This is a genomic window from Proteus sp. fly-1089 (assembly GCF_040138965.1).
In the GTDB taxonomy this organism is placed as follows: domain Bacteria; phylum Pseudomonadota; class Gammaproteobacteria; order Enterobacterales; family Enterobacteriaceae; genus Proteus; species Proteus vulgaris_B.
On record NZ_JBEETS010000001.1, the window covers coordinates 772,103 to 790,767 of the forward strand.

The following is an 18,665-nucleotide window of genomic DNA, read 5'->3' on the forward strand; positions in this document are numbered from 1 at the left end:
TTTTCGATAAATTAACAATTCAAGGCAGAAAAAAGCATCTCAATTGAGGTGCTTTTGACAATGCAAGATAGTTAATTTTAAGTCTAGTTTGCTTATTTTGCAGTCGTGCGGATCAAGCAATCAAAGGCGCTAAGTGAGTCATCCACTGCATTTTTGTATTGCTGTTTTAATTCATTGATGATTTTTGGAATTTCAGGGTTATGAGGTTGTGACATAAAAGAGCCTCTTGCTATGATTTATACACATCATAGCAAGAAGCTCTGTTTTGACTAAAGGATAAGATTAATAAAATCTATATGTGCATTCTCCATCTAAAGAGACTAACTCTCCTTTATTTAGTGTTAGCTTAATGTCAATACTATCTTTATTAATTATTTTATCTCGATACAATAGATCTAGGAAATCCTCACCTAGGTTGTGTTTTTTCTTATTTAGTTGTTCTTTTATCTCGGTGATCTTTTCATTTAAGCGCTTATCATCATTTGGCTTGAGGTTATTATTAGTAGCCACCATATCATACATAAAATTATATAACTTACATTCAAATGGTTTAGCTAAGCTAATATTATTATTTATTTCATTGCTACTTTCTTTTAAATATTTTATTTTTAATTCTATCAGATCATTAGAAAGGCTATTTATGCTATAAACTTTTTCTTGATTAAGAATATTACCTGATGAAAAAGATGTTGTCAGTGTGTAGTAATCAAGAGCTGTATTATATGATTTAATTAAGGTGATACCTTCTTGATTTAATAAATAGTAGATTGCCTTTTTATTTTCCTTTGATAATTCTTGTATTAAAGATTCAAATTGTTGCATTGCCTCTTTTTGATCTTTGCTTTCTATTTTTTCATCATTGACAATATAAGTATCTCTATTTATATCTTTACTTAACGCCTTTCTTATATCTAATTTGGTATTATTCTCTTTTTCATCTAAATTGGTATCATTCTTATTGATTGCTTCGTTTATGAGCCCGCTTATTGCATGAAAATCAACTTGATTAAAATTACTTTTATTAAGCGCTAAATCTATTTCGCCAGAACTTATTTTTTCATTTAATTCAAGGTATAATTCAGCAAAAATCAAATCATTACCCTTACTTTCACTCTCATTTTGATCTAATTTTTCATATAGACATTTTAATGCGATTTCATTGGAGAAAATTGATGAATGTCGATTAAATATATCAATTATTTCTGATGCTTTACTAAGATGCTCATTATCTATATCCTTTATAAATATATTATAATCATCAATTGAAATAGTAATATTTTTATTATTATGATTATCTAAACTATCAATAGTAATATTTATTCTTTCTTTATATGCATCTGAGGACATCACTTTTAACATTAAAATATTATATGCCATTTTTAAATGGTCAGTATCATCAGATTGTGCTTCAGATACAATATTTTTAATTATTTCTAGTGCTTTTACTCTTTTGTTTGATTGGAAAAAATCTTTTATTTTAGCCCACAAAGAAATAACATCTTTTATTTTTTCTCCTTGTGATATTCTTAATATTTGTGACGTAGAAATATCTTTTTCATTAATTTTAACATTCATTGCAAATCTCTCTCAAATAATTAAATTTATATTTAAGAGAAGAACATTTTTATTGAAACTATTCTATAAAAAATCATCCAATATAAATTAAATGAGTCGTATTCCCTTAAAAATTATGGGATTAAAAAACCTAATATGATCGGTAAGGTAATAGCCGCAAGCATAGTTTGAGAAGGAATGATGCCTGCCATTAGCTCAGAATCCCCCCTAACTGTCGAGTTAAAATATAGGCAGAAAAAAAGCATCTCAATTGAGATGCTTTTGACAATGCAAGATAGTTAATTTTAAGTCTAGTTTACTTATTTTGCACTCGTGCGGATCAAGTAATCAAAGGCGCTAAGTGAGGCTTTTAAAACCGACTTAATAGATTGATATAAAAGGATTTAATCAACGTCAATGTCCACATATTGACCACATTTCGGAAAGCCTCTTGAAAGAGAGGCTTTTTGTTTTGAAGGTTTTTCAATATGTAATTGTGGTTTAAATTATCTTTCATCTATAAAAAAACGTAATATTGTTGATGGTTTTTCTGTAACTTCGAACAAAATACCAGCATTTTTTTCAATAAGCTTTCTTGTACAAGGGCTAGGATGCCCATACCTATTTTTTTCTCCATACGAGATAACAGAATAGATGTTATGTGTTTCGTTTATGTCTTCACTATAATTTTCAAATGAACCATGATGAGGTATTTGAATAGTACAAACAGAGTTATAATACGCTTTTAATCTATTCTTAATTAATTCCAATGCACCTTTCTTTTTAGCCTCATAATCACCAAAATATATACAACTACTTTCATTCATTCCAATAACATTTCTTTCAAAATTAATTTCATCTTCTTCGATTTCTTTTTCAGTGAGAGAAATATGATTAATGTCACTAAATAAATAATTATTTATACTGGAACCAGAATAAACCACCATTGAATTCTCATTTGCTTTTCCTGGCAACCCCTTGAATATATTGGTAATATTATTCTTTTTATCTTCATCACCCCAGGCTTTAACAAAATCATCAGTATTTCTGAATTCAATGTTTAACTTCTTAAGTTTTTCACTAAATTTACGTGAACGAAATTTATTTTTATAATTAATAGGAATAAATATCCAATTAGGAATTGGAGAAAGCAACAGCTCACCACTATTAAAATAGCTATCTGGAGATACTTCATAATCACTAATATCATTATCAATGATATTATCACTATGGTCATGTTTAACTAAAATTACTTTTATATTTGTTGATATGGCTTTTATTGTTTTAATAGGCTCTAAAATTAATTCATTATCGAACAAGTCAAAGTTTATATCTATTTTATCATGACCATCTTCATTATTTATATTAATAAGTTCAATTACTCGCTCATAAATATTATATTGAGGAATAAAAATATGCTTAACTTCATAGTGCGATAATAAATACTCCAAACCATTAATATGGTCTCTATGAAAATGAGAAATAAATAAAAAGTTTATAATTTTTCCACTTTCAAAATAGTCCATCACGTAGGTATTTATCCGTGCTTTAGAATTAGTTGATTTTCCATGAGCATCTACCCCTACCGTCGCAGTACCACAATCATAAACAAAGGTAAAATTATCAAATTCCTCTGTATAAAATGCACCCTGCCCAATAGAGTGAAATGTTCTTATCATCATATTTTCCTTGTCTAAATAAATTTTTCATATCCATTAAGAGTACATGAATTTTAGTGAAATTTAATAGTTTCCTATCAAGATGTTTAAGATTTAATATTTGTATCTAATAGTAACAAAATAAAATTAGAAAAATTTAATGTTAAAAATAATTTCGTACAAGTATATTGATAACACTCCATCTCCAACATGCAAACTTATACTACAATAATAACTCTGCAACTTATCTCAAATAATCTTACTGACAGGAATATTTGTAATGAACAAAGTTATTATTTCAACTCTCATAATTACACTTCTCAGCTTGTTTTCAATCAATACTGTATCAGCTCAAAACTACCCTTGTTCTGGTAAAAAAGGCGGTGTATCTCACTGTGAGAATGGTAAATTTATTTGTAATGATGGAAGCACAAGTAAATCAAAACGAGTTTGTACTGATGAAAGTGATACAAAGAAAAAATAGAACATTTCAGATATAAATAACGCCCGGAACACTCCGGGCATTTTCATCAAATCGCTAATGCCTGCTGACAATACTTATCAAGATGCGGCTCTACCCGTTCAATCAATTGAGGCTTTGAAATAAACCGTGTTACGGTTTCATGGCTGACGAACGTCGCGCCACAATTGATATTCTGACACTGGTTATAACGTTCTTTGGTATCGGAAGATATTTGCTGACTACTACGAGTATGTGCGGCATGACCACAAACAGGACAAATCATCATAAACGGGTTACCTCTTTATGATGTGAAAATTACCTGTAATTATACACAGGCACTATTCCTTATCCATATCTATCTCACTGCTTTTGACTTCTAATTCTAACGAGGTGGTAAATCCGCTATTGTTCAGTGAATGGCTCACTGTGGCCAATGTCCAATAGGCTTCATCAATTTCAGGTTTAAAACCGCTAACTTGTACCGGTAATTCAGGAAAGAGATCCGCACGCCCTTTCGCAAGGGTAATACTAAAAGAGGCAACGCCCCGCTGTATTTTTTCCCACGCGGCTTTCGCGGCACGTTCGGCATTGGTTTTACTCGCGTAAGTATGAGACAACACCATTACGTTACCTTCTTCACCAACAAGATACTCCCCTTGTTTCTCTTCTTCTTTTTTCGGTTTATCAGTAGTGGGTTTTCTACGACGAATTTGTGATTGTGTTTTCTCTTGCGGTTTACGGGTATTTAAATAATTGGCGGTCACACCAGTGTAGGCCCCTCTATCCACCAATGAAAAACGGTGTCCATCTCCCACACTCCGGGTGATTTGCACTAAAGGTAACGCTTGACCGCTAGCGGTGGTATTGCCCCCTTGCACCATAAACAGCAAATTGCCGTTTTTAACACAGGCGGTGGCACCGTTTAATTGCCCTAAGCGCGTTAAAAAACTGCCATCTGACTCATTGGTTTGGTCGATATGTTCAATCTTTACCGTATCAAGACCAGGATCAACCACCGCCGTGACATTATTGCGCCCTGCAATGGTTCTGACGATATCGCCTAATGTTTTTTGATGGTAAGACATTTCACGGCGAACATTCAGCGTTGCCCTAAAATCCGCACTACGAGCACGTAATGTCATTTTATCCGGTACACCTGAATGTTCTATCTCATCAACCGTAAAAGAGCCTTTATGAATAAGGCTTTCACCCTGCCAACCTAAATGTAACGTCAGCACTTCTCCTCTTTTCGGCATCATTAATGCACCGTCAGAATCATCTAACTCAATATCAAGCCGGTCAGCTTCAAAGCCCCGATTGTCCGTTAATGAAAGCGAAATTAATCGCCCTTGAATTTTGGCACTGATATCTTCATCACCAGCGATTAACACAAAAGCCGGCGTGCTACTTTTACCGGTGATCATTTCTGGTAACATTATGATAAAACTCCTTTAATGGCTTCACCGGCACCATTGGCCATCATGCCTAATTGGTCGCTTAAATCCCCCAACATCTGACTGATGGAGTCATCCACCCGTTTTAATGTCAGTGAGAAATCAATTTTTCTTGCGGCTCCATCTTGGAAAAATTCGGTGTGGGTGCGTTGTAAATCGGTGATCACAAACATGCCGTGAATGGTGCCCGTACCATCAATAAACGACCACGCTTTACCGCTATCCGCCATTAATTCCAATGCCAACAACGACACTTTACCGCCGGTTAATGAGGGATAAAGCGCCCCCGATAAAGTGATCACATCGGTATCAGGGCCAATAAATTGTTGTGCCGGTCGGCGCGCGACACGTTGAGTAAAACCATGTCGCCATGTTTGTTGTTTTTGTAGGGATTGATAAGGTACGGTGCGTAACTCAAACACAAATACCCCAAGTGCTGCCATCATTACCACACCTCACTGTCTTGATAACGGCTATTTAATCGTGCTTGTTTGTCACGTTCACGGCGTTCGATTTCTGCGATCACAAGCTGTGCAATATCTTGCGCGGATTGATTCGGTTGAGGGTGAATATTAATTTCATAATGTGCTGGCGCACCTTGATAACGCTGTTGTTGAATATTCACGTTAGCCGGTGCCGTACGATAGTTTTCAACCGGCAAACTGTGCGGGTGCAACGGGGCATTTTGTGCCTGTAATGAAAAGGCACTGCCTAGCGATAATGCGGCAGTCGCTAACATGGCGGTGTGTTTACGACTGGTGATATTCGCAGGACCCTCAACAATTTCAGGACCATTTTCGCCAGCAATACCAAACTGACCACGCGGGATATAACCGCCTGAATCATACATACCGGCAAAGTTGCTATTGTAAGAATCTAATGCAGACTGCACTTTCGGATCGGAGGTTTTAGCAAATTCCGGTGTCAGTGCTTCTTTGGTGGCGGTTGCCAATTCCCCAATGCTATTTTTAAAGTCCGTCCATTTATTTTTTATTCCCTGAATAATGGAATCAATCAGGTCGCTACCAAACTGTAAAAATTTAGCCGGTAACGCTTTGGTATCTTCGACAATCTCATCCCATTTAGTCGATATCGTTGTTTTAAGGAATTCCCATTTTTCTTGCGTGTACTTAACGATTTGATCCCAATTGCTATAAATAATCCCCGGTAAAGTTTGTGTCATGAAAAAGGTTTTAATGCCTTCCCAAATACCTGAAATTACAGATTTAACAGACGCCCATGCAGTTTTGGTATAGCCGACAATACTATCCCAATGTTTTGCAATTAATCCCGGTATTGTCCAGTTAAAGAAGATATATTTAATCCCTTCCCATACTTTTAAAATGGTCTCTTTCAATGCTTGCCATGCGATAGCGGTACGCTGTTTAACAGACTCCCACACCTTGGTGACATACGGCTCAATCTTATCCCAGTTTTTATAAATCAGATAAAATGCGCCGGCAATAGCGGCAATAGCTAACAAGATAGGGTTAGCTAACATGGCCTTACCCAACCATAAAAATGCACTGCCTAATAATTTAATTGGTTTTAATAACAGTGTTAACGCGCCACCGCCTTTAATGCCTAAAATTGATAGGCTTAATTTCGCGGCAGCTAATGGCCCTAACATTGCTGCAATGGATAACGAGAGCACACCGAGCGTGGTAATTATGCCCGCAATGGCTAAGCCAACCATAGTCAGTGTTTTAGCCAACTCAGGGTTTTCTTTCATCCACACACCGACATTAGAAATCACACGGGTAATACTTTGTGATATCTGACGCAACGGGCTATCAATGCCGTCAAAAATCTGAATGCCTAAATCTTCCCATGCAGATTGCAGGTTTTTCATATCCCCGCTTAAGTTGTCCGTCATGGTACCCGCGACTTTTTGGGCTTCGCCTTTGGCTTTCTTCAAATCAGCAACAAGGGTTTGCAACTCCCCTTTACCCGCTTGTTCGGCAAGCACCGATAACGCCGAGAAAGCTTCTTCACCGGCAATATGTTTAAAGAATCCCGCCCGTTGCGCATTACCCATATTGGCGGTTTTCTTATCCAGCTCGGCTAATAACTCAGGAAAATCGCGTAAATTGCCTTTAGCGTCTCGCGTTTTAATACCCAGCTCTTCTAATGCCTTCGCCGCCATTTTCGGTGGTTCAGCAAGGCGCCCTAAGATAGCGCGTAATGAAGTACCTGCCATCGAGCCTTGAATACCGGCATCACCCAATTTACCCGTTGCGGCGGCTGCGGTTTCTAAATCAACCCCTAACCCTGACGCCACCGGTGCAACGTATTTCATCGTGTCGCCAAGCATGGTTAAACTGGTATTTGAACGGGTAAAGGCACCGACTAACACATCACTCACTCGCCCCATCTGATCCGAATCGAGTTTAAAGCCGGTTAAAATATTGGAACCAATATCCGCCGTAGTACCTAAATCAATATCACCTGCCAATGACATTGCCAGCGTTCCGGGCATAGCATTTTTAATTTGCTCAGGCTTAAAACCCGCCATGGCATAGAATGCTTGACCTTGCGCCACTTGGTTGGCGGTAAATGCCGTGGTTGCGCCTAGCTCTCGCGCTTGTTCACGCAACATCTTAAATTCATCAGAGTTTTTATCTAAGCGAGTTAATGCCTGCACCTTTGACATACCGACATTAAACTCGTACCCCGGCATTAATGTTTGTTTCGCGGAATACAACATACCGGCACCGGTTGCCGTCATGGTGGCACCGGCACCCGCCATTTTATTTCGTACATCGAGCGTCTTTTGATACTGCGATTTAGCCGCCGCCATGCGCCGTTCTTGTTCGGCACTGCGCCTTAACTGGTTTTCTTGCCGGCGGAGCTGTTGCGTGGTGCGTTCAATATCACCATTAAGTCGCCGTTGTGCTTGACCGAGTTGATTAGTAGAAATGCCATTGGCTTGTAATGCTGAGCGCTGTCGCTGTGCCGACTGCTGTAATTGCTCATACTTGGTTTTGAGTTGCCCCGCTTCCCGTTGCGCTTTTTTAAACGCCTCTAACTGTTTTTTAGTAGGGTTTTCACTGTTGGCAATTTCTTTGGCGAGGGTGGCAACACGTTGTGTGGCGGATTGGTACGCTTGCTGTGTGGAGGTTAACTGCTGTTTAATCTTGCGAAAGCCGTCAATTTGTGAGGTTTGCTGATTAAGGGTTTTTAACGAATCACGCGACTGGCGCATAGCGGACGCCAATCGTTTATTACTTTCTTGCGCACTGCGAAACGGTGCGGTTAATTTATCAACCGCACTCAGTACAACTTGTAATTTTAAGTTATTACTCATTCTGTTGTCCGCACCGTTTCGCCGCTTGATAGCGCCATGACAATAATTCTGAAAGGCTCATTTTGCCGGTATCTGCCGGTGACCAATGAAAAATGACGGCAATATCTGCCGCCAGTTCATCGGTGGTTAATTCGCTAGGGAATCGGGCATAACCGACTTCGGTAATAAAAAATTAACCACCTGCACGCTCAGGTTTACCAAGTCGCCCGCGGCTAAAGACAGCACATCTTGCTTTGTCAGTGTTGGCATAGTAATTCGCGGTAGCACCTGCATCATGCTATCAACATCCATATCCATTAACGGCTGTAAACGCACACCGCGTAGTGCCCCTGAATTGGGTTTAAGCACCGCCACTTTTTCAATTTTGGTTTCACCGCGCATAAGTGGTTGTTCTAATGTCACCGTGGCTTGGTCACCATTCACAACAACCCATTCAATTTGCTCTTGGTTTTGTTCTTCGATTGGCTTTTTCATGTTCTCTTTCCGTATTTAATTAAAGTCCCAGCGCGTCACGCTGTGCTTGTAACAGGTCTTTACCGTCCACTTTTTCCACCATATTGACGATATCAATTTCAATGATTTCTTGGCCGTCCATCACTAACTTGTAGTAAGTGGGTTTTACGGTGATTTTGGTTTGTGTGTTATCGCCCGATTTCCAGTTACCGGGATCGATTTCGCTATAACGACCGCGGAGAACCACTTCAACGGCTAATGTTTCCCCCGTATCATCACGCTGATAAGCACCACATAAACGCAATTGAACCGCATCAATAGTGGATGCGCCCCATTGGCGGTAAACGTCAATATCAGCACCACCGAGGGTAAACTCACTATCAAGCGCGCCGTCATCAAGCCCCATATCAATTTGCACCGAACCATTCATACCGCCCCCGCGATAGGCTTCTAACTTGCGGGTGATTTTGGGTAATGTGAGTTCTTCCGCAACGCCCACATAATTGGCGCCATTCATAAATAAATTAAAATTCTTTAGCTTGCGTGGTAACGCCATGATTTACCCCTTGATTTTGTTACCGAAATCCATCAGGTATTTATCAGTAATACGCTGACGCAACATCAGATTTTCCATTGGTGGCACTGGCGTATAGTCATAATCCAGTGTGAGCTTGCCGTCTTTCAGTTCTTCTTTGCTATTTGATGCCGGGTCATACCAACATTCACCGCCTAACAAATAGCCCTGACTGACCAGTGAACGTAATTTTGCGTTGATGGTTTCGACGATATCCCGCGCTAAAGATGGCGTTAACGGTTTATCAATCGCCCACATTTGCCCTTCAGCCATGGTGTCAGCAAGGACTTGTGCGCTACGGGTATAAGATTCAAAGGCAAACAGCGGATCATCCGAACAGGTACGCGAACCCCAAAAACGAAAACCATCACGACGAATAAGCGTCGTCACCCCTTTTTCATTCAGTAAGCCGGCATCAGTAGCGGGATCTTGTAAATCCCAATAGATATCCTTAGAAATACCCGTCACGCCGTTAACGGTGATATTGGACAGCGTTTTATGCCAACCGATATCATTGTCTAACTTGGCACGCAGACCTAACGCACGCGCCGTGGCGTAAGCCGTCGTCTCGCTATTAGTTGTGCTATCCCATGACGTAAAATCAGGGAAAATCACCATCAATTCACGCTGACCAAAGTTGTCACGGTACTTGATTGCTTCGCTGATATTTTTACAGTCATAAGCAGACACATAGCCAAAGGCGCGGAGTTTTTGACAAATCACCGCAATCTCATTAGCAACGGCTAAAGTATCGTGACCGGGCACGCCAATAATGCGAGGCTTAATACCGTGTTGGGTTTGTGATGCTAACAGCGCTTGCAACCCTGTTTTTAGCCCTTCTTCGGTGGTGCCACCGATAATATTAGTGGTGGTTTCCGCTTCACTTTCACCTTGTTCTACACGCACCACAACGGTGATGGGTTTAGCCTGATCTGCAATCGCCTTTAACGTGCTGGCTAAGGTGCCGGTTTTCCCTGCTTTACCGATAGCCTGTGACACATCTGTCAGTAAGACGGGTTTGTTTAAAGGAAAGGTTTTTTCGTCCGCATCATCAGCGGTGCAAACCACGCCAACAATAGCGGTGCTGATAGTGCGAATGGGGCGGGTGCCTTCGTTAATTTCAATAACGCGCACACCGTGATGATAATCTTGTGCCATGCTCACGGACTCCTATAACTGTGTCCGTGTAGCATGAAAAATTAGTGAGAAAATTGCACGAAAGCGGGATTGTTTGAGGGGTGATACAACACGACTCAATCTTGTAACCAGATCTCCTTTATTCCCCACGATGAATCATCACAACGTAAATTTTTCCCATCTGAAGACGTCACGACAAAGAGATGGAATTCTTTATACCAATTAATAACAATACCTATATTAATTTGATTCGGTACTTGTATTCCCCCACCAAGATAACTTGTACCCTTAATATAAATAGTTTTTCCTCGTACATCTTCCGAAACAGTGATTGTGCCACCTTTTGTCCAATTATCCCCAGACCAAATTTTTCTAAAGTTCTGACCTGTTCCTTTTTTTTGATATCGCACATCACCCTGTGTTTGTGTTAAAGCCCCCACATCACCCGCATTTAAATTAATATCTCCGCTCAATGATTTGCCATTCACTTTACGGGTATTAGGCACGTAACTTCCTGCTGGCTGTTTCTTTCCTAACTCTTTTGCGAGTAAATCTAAGCTTGGCACCTTATTAACATCATTGGCTAATTGCTGTGAAATGCTTAATTTATCTATTTTCTTATTAAGCTCAACATTCATGGTTGATGCTGTAACATAATCGCCTTTTGGCTGGTAATTAGTCAGATCTGTTTTTAGCGCATAACTTCCTGCTGCCTGTTTCTTTCCTAACTCTTTTGCGAGTAAATCTAAGCTTGGCACCTTATTAACATCATTACCCACTTGCTGAGAAATACTGGATTTATCAATCTTTTTATTTAATTCAAGATTCATTGATGCCACAGTGACATAATTTCCAGCAGGGGCATAATTTCCTTTGGGCTGATAATTATTTAAATCTGTTTTTAATGCATAGTCTCCTACGGGTTGATAGTTACCTATCCCCTGTTTTTTACCTAACTCTTTTGCAAGTAAATCCAAACTAGGCACTTTGCTGACGTCATTAGCGAGCTGTTGAGAAATGCTGGACTTATCAACCTTTTTATTGAGTTCCTGCGTCATTTCAGCTTTGGTTGGGTATGTGCCTTTTGGCTGAAAAAGCTCTGTCGCCCCAAATTGGCTGATCACTTTTTCTTTTGATGCCCCTTTCGCATACGCCACCATAACCGCACGCGCGGACTCATTTATCCGCTGGCGTAATAGCAACTCACGATAGACGTTTTCTTCTAACAGTTTGGTTAACAGTTCAGACTCTAACGATAACGTGTTAGCCACCGCATCACGTAAATGGACCGGCATCGCAGCAATCAACGCCGTTTTGCGTTCACGTAATAATTGTTCTGCATCTAATGACTCAATCACATCGGGCGGTGTTAATTGGCTTAAGTTAATCGTAGGCATGTTATTTCACCGGTAGAGAGAAATTAATCGGTTGTTGGTTGTGGGTGTAATAGCCGGTGATATCCACAATCACCTGTTCGTGTTGGCTATGAATATCAATGGCAGTCATCACAATACGTGGCTCCCAACGATAAACTGCGGTGTAACACGCCGACATTAATTGCAATCGCATCTTGGCGTTAACAGGGCCGTCAATTAAATCGGCAAGCAAACTGCCATATTCACGGCGCATCAATCGGCTACCAATGGGGGTGTTAAAAATATCTCTCACCGACTGGCGAACGTGCTCAATATCGGTAATGCGCTCACCGGTTTGTGCATTCATACCTAAATAATTCATTGCGGTAGTCCTGAATTACCGTCACCGGTACGCACACCACCGTGTGTGTGGGTTGAGACCACCACGCCATTAGAGGACATTTGTCCGCCACTATGGGTAATATTGCCAGTCATCGTGCCACCTTTTTGTACTGTCAGTGATCCCGTGGTTAAGTTGTTGGTGCAAATAACAGTAGGTGTATCAAGGGTGATTTTGCTTGTCGCGATACACGTAATGTCGGGGGATGTGACCGTGACCGACTCGTTGGCTTCAATCACGGCGGTTTTAATTCCTGTGACTATTAGCGCCCCTGTTGCTGGCTCATATTCAATCACTGCACCGTCTTCATATTCATGACGATGGGCGGTTAATGAGCTTGATGGCTCTGAAAAATCGTCACTAAATATTGCCGGTAACACAAATGAGGTAGTTAAATCGCCACCGATTGATAGCAATAACACTTGTTCGCCAACACTCGGCGCCCACCATGAACGCGATTTTCCGGCACGCATTGTGAGCCACGGGCGCCAGTCAGTTTCATTGTCGCCCGTTTTAACTCGACACCCTTTTTCCGCACTGACATCAATCACAACGCCAGTACGGATCAAGTTTTGTATTTTTCGGATAAGCTCTGCAATATTCATACCCGCAATGTGCAACGGGAAATAAAAAAACTCACGGGGTTGGGATTGTTTCAAAGACAGGACAATTAACGGGAAAGGAATTCCAGTAACTGATTTTCGATATGTTTAATATCCGCCGGTGAAAAGCCTAATAGCTTTCTTTCAGGGTATTGAATTTCTAATGATTTACCTCGCACACGCTCTTTTAAACCGTAATGGTGTACGGCAGCAATGCCCGCAACTTGAGGGGCAAAGAAGAGATCCACACCTTTATCATTTGCTGACATTCGCAAATAACGGGCGGTGGCTAAACGTTTAAACATGCGAGTCTGTTTATTGGGTTTTGCAGTGCTGATTTTATCTTTTTTCACTTCAATAAAACGTAAAATATCGCGCTTATAAAAACTGCGTTCGGCTTTTTTTTCTAAATCGTAGCCGGTGATCACTTCACCTTTTTTCGTTTTGCGTAATCGCCAATTTTTTAAACTACGTGGTTGCCCTTTCCAGACAAATTTCATTCCTCGCAATACGGTAACCGTTGAGGCTTTGCGTTTGGTGAATGCGGTTCCATCGGGATTTTTTTGCGCACGAATACGTTGTAAATTGCTTTTGCGTAAATCACGGGCAATTTCACGGGCTAATTTTTTACGTTCATTGGGTGATGCTTTTGCCAACATGGCGGCTAATGCTTGGGTTAACGGGCTGAAATCATCGGCGTTCATGAGCCACACTCTCCCAACTCTCAAACGGATCAGCCGGCTCTTCAATGGCACCAACAACCAATTTACCCGCTTGCACATTAACGAGGACTCGCTCAGTCAGCTTTAAATCAATGCTAATACTGGCGGTTTGGTTGCTATCAATAAAGGCGTCAAAAGTAAAATGACTTTGGCGCTTATCTGGATTGAGGAAAATATCAGGCTGGTGTTGTTCAATCCAACCGATAATGACCGCCATTAACACATTTTGGTCACCGGGATAATCATCAATAATAATATTGAGATTGTATTGATACTCATAAGATTGACTGCTTGCACCCGTTGCCACAATCGCCCCACCATCAATAAAGGTGTAGAGCCTATCGGGATTTTCGCCTAAATAAGCGACCTTTTTAATTAAGGTATCACGTAGGTTTGCAGGCTTTTTCATGGTTTAACTCATTGATGTATTGTAATAATCGATTTGTATAATCAATCAAATATTCTGTTTGTGCCTGATTCTCCGCCATCATTTCGAGGAGACGTAAATAATCTTGTTGAGCTGTTTCGGTAAGTCGTGCGGGGGTTGCATTACCCATGCCGGCGGTGGCGGCAGTGTGATTATCGGGATTGGGGCAATCGGCTTTGATGTACACCCGCTTAGTATTATTGCGCAACTCATCATTAAGCTGGCTAATATCATTTTTTGCATCGGTTAGCGCCTTTGTGTGTTGTTTATCCAGTTCTGATAAACGGGTAAGTTCTTTCTGATAGCGTTCAATAGCGTCTTGATGACTGATAACATTTTGTTTAAGGGCGAGGTTGTCACCCTTAAGCTGGCTATTTTCAGTGAGCAAGGCATCAAACTTAAATATCAGTAGCAAGCCCATCACACCCGCCACAATAATAAGTAGTACGTTCCTTTTCATCGTGGGATCTCAATATGAGGATAGTCAGGAAAGCGGGTTTCAACGGGTAAACTGGGATCACTTTTCCAGTTTTTACCAAAACGCAATGTTACCCCTTCTTCATCTGCGGCTTGTTTGAATGCCATTAATACGGGTTCAAAAAAATACGGTTGCCATTCCATCCCCGGTTTAATCGCAGAGGGTAAAATATCAATCGCATCGCCTGTTAAATGACGGCTGTTTAATGTTTTTGAAACGCCTTTTTTAACGTTTTCTTTTTGCTTTTCACGTGTGCGAACACCTTCAATGACTGCAAAATCAACCGGTGAAATTTCTAATGCACGATAAGCAATTTTCACTAACAGCGGGTTAACGCCAATAAGGTTATTTTTACTGCGCTGACTCAATGTAAATTTACTCACCGGCAACCTTCCTTAAGAATAACTTTCCGACTGCGCTAATAAATGCTGACCCCATCCAGCCCGCCATGCCTGCTATACCGCCGGCAATCTCAGGTTGCCACTGAAAATAACTTGCACCGAATAAAATCAATGCCCCTGAAAACATGGAGACAATAATTTGTGCAAGTAAAATGGCAAAGCGGAACGGCTCCCCTTTCACTATTTTATTGGCATAACTGGCAATACCACCAAAAACCGCCATGCCGGCAATTAATAAGGCGGTAAACCAATTAATATTACTTGGATCTTTATAGGGCATCTTCTTCATACCTTCCCCCCTTAAAGGGGTTAATCCCAAAGTTGTAAAATCGGTGTGGTGCTGTGTTGTTGTGATGTATCAGGTAACTCAATCGCTGTGCCGGTAGGTAATATTGCCCCCCATTCAACCAGCCCCGGATTAGCCTCTAATACTTGCTCAATCATGCCGGATGACTGACCAAAGTAACGCCAACAAATATCATCTACGGTATCCCCTTGCTGGGTATAAATCCGCATTAGATAAGCTCCACCGTGTTATGGGTTTCCCCTTTGATACGTTGTAAAGCCCATTGACCATCACGCCACACTTCATCAATCACCGGTGTCATGGTGTCAGCTTTTTTATTACCTTGTGCGGTAGTATCAATATCGCGATAACGTTCGATTAAACTGGCTTTTGCAAAACAGAACACCGCACGCTGATATAAAATCATCAGTTCACTTTCACCGTTAATTTGTTCAGCAGATACGTCTTTTAATGTTTTCGCAGATTGACCAGTGCGCCACTGATACAACTCGCGATTCACTTCAATCATGGCGTTCAGTAACGTGCTTTTCAGTCGTTCCGGTGTCACTGTGCCATCGACACGAGTTTGCAATTGAAAATCACGAGTTTGAATATCAGGGAAAAAGCCATTATTTTTAATGGTTTCGTCTTTTTGTGGCACAGGGTTAGCAGAAACATAATCCATAGGAAAACCTTAAAATAGGTGGGCGGTGGACGAAAGAAAGCGAGTGGCTTTTTCCGTGCCGCCCTGACGTGGTGTCACAATGCTTTTTCAGCGTCACGCTGGGCTTTGAGCACTTTATCAAGTTGTTTTAATTCGGTTTTTATTCCGACATTAATATTTAACTCTAAGGCTCGACTTAATACGCAGTAGCTTTCTTGTGGTCGATTATTATCGCGTAGCACTAACCCTAAGATTTTATAGAGTTTTGCTCTCACTTCATCGGGCATATCTTCATCATCAGTAAGGGCGCGTGTACGCTCTAACGTTGCTAAAGATACCGGTGATTTCACGGCATACGCTCGCATGGCCGAATCGGCAATTTCTTCTGCAATCACGGTGCCCGTGGTGCGGTTAACACCGGGGATCACTAAACGATTAGCTAATGCATAAACAGCAATATCTAACGCCCCCTCATAATCACCCGCATCAATTTTCCACAGCAAAATCGTCATTAAGACATCATCTTGCACACCACTACCACCAGACAGCGCCCCATCAACCCACGGCTGATAATTGGCCAATATCTTGCGTTTATAAGCTTCTTTGCGTTCGCGTGACTGAAAATGTTTTAGCTCTTTTTTATCTGTCGCAAGACGTAACAGCATCATGTGATAGCCTTTCGTGTTGCGACTCACATGCCCACCCAATTGGGTGGACTGTTGCGCACTTAGGCTCATGCGGTGTTTTTCCCACGGAGATAACATTATTTCGCCTTTTTATTTTCAGCCGATGCTTCTTCTGTTACTGCGCTGTTGTCTGTACCGTCAGTGGTTTCGGGTGGTGTTTCTTCGGCATCTTTGCAAACAATATTTTCAACCAATGCCACACCGCGGAAATCTTCAACCACGAAATCTTCATTCACTGACTCGTAGTTTTCGATGCGATCGCGTTTTGCATTATCCAGCACTTGGCGACGACGAGAATCCGCAAGGAAATAAATCGACAAGTTATCAAGACGAGTAATAAAAAAGGCATTATCAGGGAAGAACGGCGCACGTACAGCTGGTAAACCACCGATACGTTTCTGACTGATAATGGTATCCGCCGCCAGTTTTTCGCTGTTGTTTTGGTCTTTATTGACCAATGGAAAATATTTATCTGCTAACAATTTACGCCCGCAAATCACAACAAGCCCCGTATCGTCCTGATATTCTGGATCAATTGCCTTATCAATGGTGTCTTGGACTAACGCATCGAAATTTTGATACGCACGCCCTTCACCAACATAAACCGGTTCGGCTGTTGTTGTACCGTCTTGCGTAATACTGCCCATCACATGTTCAGGCGCACGCTCACGGACTTTTTGTAACCAACCTGAATTCACATCTTGCAGTAAGGGATATTTTTTACGATCAGAGTTATCGGCACGGTGCGTACCATTAAAACCAATCATAATGCGGTCTAATGCCTGACGGCGGATAATCGCATCACGGATACGGGTTTGAAAGTCGGTAAACTTCGCCCACATATCAATTTTTGAATAATCCAGATGGGTGTCGTAATTGGTTTTCTGGCAAAGGTAGCTATTTTTGGTCAGCTTAATCGGATCGCTTGTTTCACGGTCTTTTGCTGTTGTGTCAGTGGTTCCCGCGATAGTCGAACCAATACCTAAACCAATCGCTTCACCGACTTGCTCATCAACCGGCACAATATTAATGTGCGTTAAAAACTCCGCCGATTGCTGGATCGTGGTTTCTAATTTTTGAGCAGCAGACGGCTCAATCGGTACTTTGGTATCGCTAAACTCTTGGGCGCTAACACCGTAAATTTTACCGAGTTGCGTCATATACGCATTAAATTTAAAACGAGTTTCTTTCTTCATGGTTTATTCGTTACCTTAGCAATCCGTCAGCACTTCGCCGTTATTTTCGCCACCTGTTGCCGGCGGGCGATGTGAGAACGAGGCGTCTGTATTTTCAAATTGGGTTTTTAATTCTGTGATTTGTTGCGTAAGTGCTTTTACCGCTTCGCTTTGGTCTGCGTTTTTTAATGCGGTAATTTCTGTTGAAAGGGTTTGCACTTCTTGGGCGCACAGCTCTACCGCCTGATGCACATCGGTAAATCGCGCATCATCACTGTGTTGCTTTTTAGAAAACATCTCTTTAATGACGCTAAAAAGACCCGGCTTATCGTTTTCAGGCTTTTCGTCAGTAAATTCGAGATGCGTTTCTTCTGCAGCAGTAAAGACGTTATCTTTGCTTTGTTTGCGCTCTGAAAGTGGGCTACTTTGTGCACTGGCACTAAATTGCAACATTTCAGTGCCTAAACTCGCAGGGTTATCGGTCACTGCAAGACCGACCAGATAGGCTTCACCGGTATCTGAAAAACTCGGGTTAATTTCGACAGAGGTATAAACTTTTTGACGTTTTTTATTGAGTTCAATTAAATCAGGTGTCGGATTGATCACACCGTATAATGCCAACTTACCTGCCAGTGCCCCTTCTTTGATTTCCTCGGTATACACCGATTCCACATCACCAAAGCGTGGTGCCCATGAATAGTTATAGTGATCGACATTGACCCGCGCACCATAAACCGCGGGATCAAAGTTTTTCGCAATTTGGGTTAACCATTCGCGACTAACCTTGCGCCCATCCGTTGTCGCCCCTTCAACACAAAGACGAACCGGTTTTAATTTCTTCGACATGCAAACTCCAGACTGCATCCGTT

Annotated in this window: 24 protein-coding genes and 2 pseudogenes; 1 reads left to right on the plus strand and 25 read right to left on the minus strand. The window is 41.2% G+C overall.

Annotation, left to right across the window (positions count from 1 at the left end):
* Positions 1–92 precede the first annotated feature (92 nt).
* From ABN080_RS03575 to ABN080_RS03585, 4 genes and pseudogenes are all read right to left on the minus strand, one after another.
* Positions 93–215, minus strand: coding sequence for a hypothetical protein (locus tag ABN080_RS03575; RefSeq protein ID WP_349440386.1), 123 nt, complete (start codon positions 213–215; stop codon positions 93–95).
* A 67-nt stretch (positions 216–282) separates the two neighbouring features.
* A complete protein-coding gene (locus tag ABN080_RS03580) occupies positions 283–1,575 on the minus strand; it encodes a hypothetical protein (protein ID WP_349440387.1) in 1,293 nt (430 codons plus the stop codon).
* A gap of 113 nt (positions 1,576–1,688) precedes the next feature.
* Positions 1,689–1,855 (minus strand): annotated as a pseudogene (locus ABN080_RS18225) (AEC family transporter); the annotation flags it as partial.
* A 205-nt stretch (positions 1,856–2,060) separates the two neighbouring features.
* Positions 2,061–3,233, minus strand: a complete 1,173-nt coding sequence (locus ABN080_RS03585) for a hypothetical protein (RefSeq protein WP_349440388.1) — start codon at positions 3,231–3,233, stop codon at positions 2,061–2,063.
* Positions 3,234–3,492: 259 nt separating this feature from the next.
* Here ABN080_RS03585 and ABN080_RS03590 point away from each other — a divergent pair, with 259 nt between their 5' ends.
* Positions 3,493–3,696: a YdcA family protein gene (locus ABN080_RS03590; RefSeq protein WP_196727311.1), complete on the plus strand. Its 204-nt coding sequence runs from the start codon at positions 3,493–3,495 to the stop codon at positions 3,694–3,696.
* A gap of 46 nt (positions 3,697–3,742) precedes the next feature.
* Here the strand turns inward: ABN080_RS03590 and ABN080_RS03595 are convergent, their stop codons facing one another.
* The 21 genes and pseudogenes from ABN080_RS03595 to ABN080_RS03695 form a co-directional block, all read right to left on the minus strand.
* Complete coding sequence (locus tag ABN080_RS03595) at positions 3,743–3,961, minus strand: ogr/Delta-like zinc finger family protein (protein ID WP_071233994.1); 219 nt, start codon at positions 3,959–3,961, stop codon at positions 3,743–3,745.
* A gap of 52 nt (positions 3,962–4,013) precedes the next feature.
* Positions 4,014–5,111, minus strand: a complete 1,098-nt coding sequence (locus tag ABN080_RS03600) for a phage late control D family protein (protein WP_349440389.1) — start codon at positions 5,109–5,111, stop codon at positions 4,014–4,016.
* Positions 5,111–5,575, minus strand: coding sequence for a phage tail protein (locus ABN080_RS03605; protein ID WP_099075426.1), 465 nt, complete (start codon positions 5,573–5,575; stop codon positions 5,111–5,113). Before ABN080_RS03605 ends, ABN080_RS03600 begins: the two co-directional genes overlap by 1 nt.
* Positions 5,575–8,436 (minus strand): phage tail tape measure protein, encoded by a 2,862-nt coding sequence (locus ABN080_RS03610; RefSeq protein WP_349440390.1) that lies wholly within the window; start codon positions 8,434–8,436, stop codon positions 5,575–5,577. The genes ABN080_RS03605 and ABN080_RS03610 overlap by 1 nt, the downstream gene beginning before the upstream one ends.
* Positions 8,429–8,602, minus strand: a complete 174-nt coding sequence (locus ABN080_RS18230) for a GpE family phage tail protein (protein WP_371014266.1) — start codon at positions 8,600–8,602, stop codon at positions 8,429–8,431. The genes ABN080_RS03610 and ABN080_RS18230 overlap by 8 nt, the downstream gene beginning before the upstream one ends.
* Complete coding sequence (locus ABN080_RS03620) at positions 8,563–8,910, minus strand: phage tail assembly protein (RefSeq protein ID WP_349440391.1); 348 nt, start codon at positions 8,908–8,910, stop codon at positions 8,563–8,565. The genes ABN080_RS18230 and ABN080_RS03620 overlap by 40 nt, the downstream gene beginning before the upstream one ends.
* Positions 8,911–8,929: 19 nt before the next feature.
* The gene (locus ABN080_RS03625) at positions 8,930–9,445 is read right to left on the minus strand and encodes a phage major tail tube protein (protein WP_036908498.1); all 516 of its coding nucleotides are present in this window, start codon (positions 9,443–9,445) and stop codon (positions 8,930–8,932) included.
* A gap of 3 nt (positions 9,446–9,448) precedes the next feature.
* Positions 9,449–10,621: a phage tail sheath protein gene (locus ABN080_RS03630; RefSeq protein ID WP_349440652.1), complete on the minus strand. Its 1,173-nt coding sequence runs from the start codon at positions 10,619–10,621 to the stop codon at positions 9,449–9,451.
* A 1,100-nt stretch (positions 10,622–11,721) separates the two neighbouring features.
* Positions 11,722–11,997 (minus strand): annotated as a pseudogene (locus tag ABN080_RS03635) (baseplate assembly protein); the annotation flags it as partial.
* A 1-nt stretch (position 11,998) separates the two neighbouring features.
* Complete coding sequence (locus ABN080_RS03640; RefSeq protein ID WP_349440392.1) at positions 11,999–12,337, minus strand: GPW/gp25 family protein; 339 nt, start codon at positions 12,335–12,337, stop codon at positions 11,999–12,001.
* Positions 12,334–12,960, minus strand: coding sequence for a phage baseplate assembly protein V (locus ABN080_RS03645; protein ID WP_349440653.1), 627 nt, complete (start codon positions 12,958–12,960; stop codon positions 12,334–12,336). Before ABN080_RS03645 ends, ABN080_RS03640 begins: the two co-directional genes overlap by 4 nt.
* Positions 12,961–13,025: 65 nt before the next feature.
* On the minus strand, positions 13,026–13,661 hold the full coding sequence (locus ABN080_RS03650) for a phage virion morphogenesis protein (protein WP_340896598.1): 636 nt from the start codon (positions 13,659–13,661) through the stop codon (positions 13,026–13,028).
* Positions 13,648–14,088 (minus strand): phage tail protein, encoded by a 441-nt coding sequence (locus ABN080_RS03655; RefSeq protein ID WP_340896599.1) that lies wholly within the window; start codon positions 14,086–14,088, stop codon positions 13,648–13,650. Before ABN080_RS03655 ends, ABN080_RS03650 begins: the two co-directional genes overlap by 14 nt.
* A complete protein-coding gene (locus tag ABN080_RS03660; RefSeq protein WP_211838750.1) occupies positions 14,063–14,566 on the minus strand; it encodes a lysis protein in 504 nt (167 codons plus the stop codon). Before ABN080_RS03660 ends, ABN080_RS03655 begins: the two co-directional genes overlap by 26 nt.
* On the minus strand, positions 14,563–14,973 hold the full coding sequence (locus ABN080_RS03665) for a M15 family metallopeptidase (protein ID WP_349440393.1): 411 nt from the start codon (positions 14,971–14,973) through the stop codon (positions 14,563–14,565). The genes ABN080_RS03660 and ABN080_RS03665 overlap by 4 nt, the downstream gene beginning before the upstream one ends.
* Positions 14,960–15,274, minus strand: a complete 315-nt coding sequence (locus ABN080_RS03670; protein WP_161710257.1) for a phage holin family protein — start codon at positions 15,272–15,274, stop codon at positions 14,960–14,962. The genes ABN080_RS03665 and ABN080_RS03670 overlap by 14 nt, the downstream gene beginning before the upstream one ends.
* A gap of 20 nt (positions 15,275–15,294) precedes the next feature.
* Positions 15,295–15,501, minus strand: a complete 207-nt coding sequence (locus tag ABN080_RS03675; protein WP_349440394.1) for a tail protein X — start codon at positions 15,499–15,501, stop codon at positions 15,295–15,297.
* A complete protein-coding gene (locus ABN080_RS03680) occupies positions 15,501–15,956 on the minus strand; it encodes a head completion/stabilization protein (RefSeq protein ID WP_349440395.1) in 456 nt (151 codons plus the stop codon). Before ABN080_RS03680 ends, ABN080_RS03675 begins: the two co-directional genes overlap by 1 nt.
* 74 nt (positions 15,957–16,030) lie before the next feature.
* Positions 16,031–16,699, minus strand: a complete 669-nt coding sequence (gpM, locus tag ABN080_RS03685) for a phage terminase small subunit (RefSeq protein WP_234566094.1) — start codon at positions 16,697–16,699, stop codon at positions 16,031–16,033.
* Positions 16,699–17,817 carry a phage major capsid protein, P2 family gene (locus tag ABN080_RS03690; protein WP_349440396.1) on the minus strand — a complete coding sequence of 373 codons (1,119 nt, stop codon included), beginning with the start codon at positions 17,815–17,817 and terminating at the stop codon, positions 16,699–16,701. The genes gpM and ABN080_RS03690 overlap by 1 nt, the downstream gene beginning before the upstream one ends.
* A gap of 15 nt (positions 17,818–17,832) precedes the next feature.
* Positions 17,833–18,642, minus strand: coding sequence for a GPO family capsid scaffolding protein (locus ABN080_RS03695; RefSeq protein ID WP_349440397.1), 810 nt, complete (start codon positions 18,640–18,642; stop codon positions 17,833–17,835).
* Between the last annotated feature and the right edge of the window lie 23 nt (positions 18,643–18,665).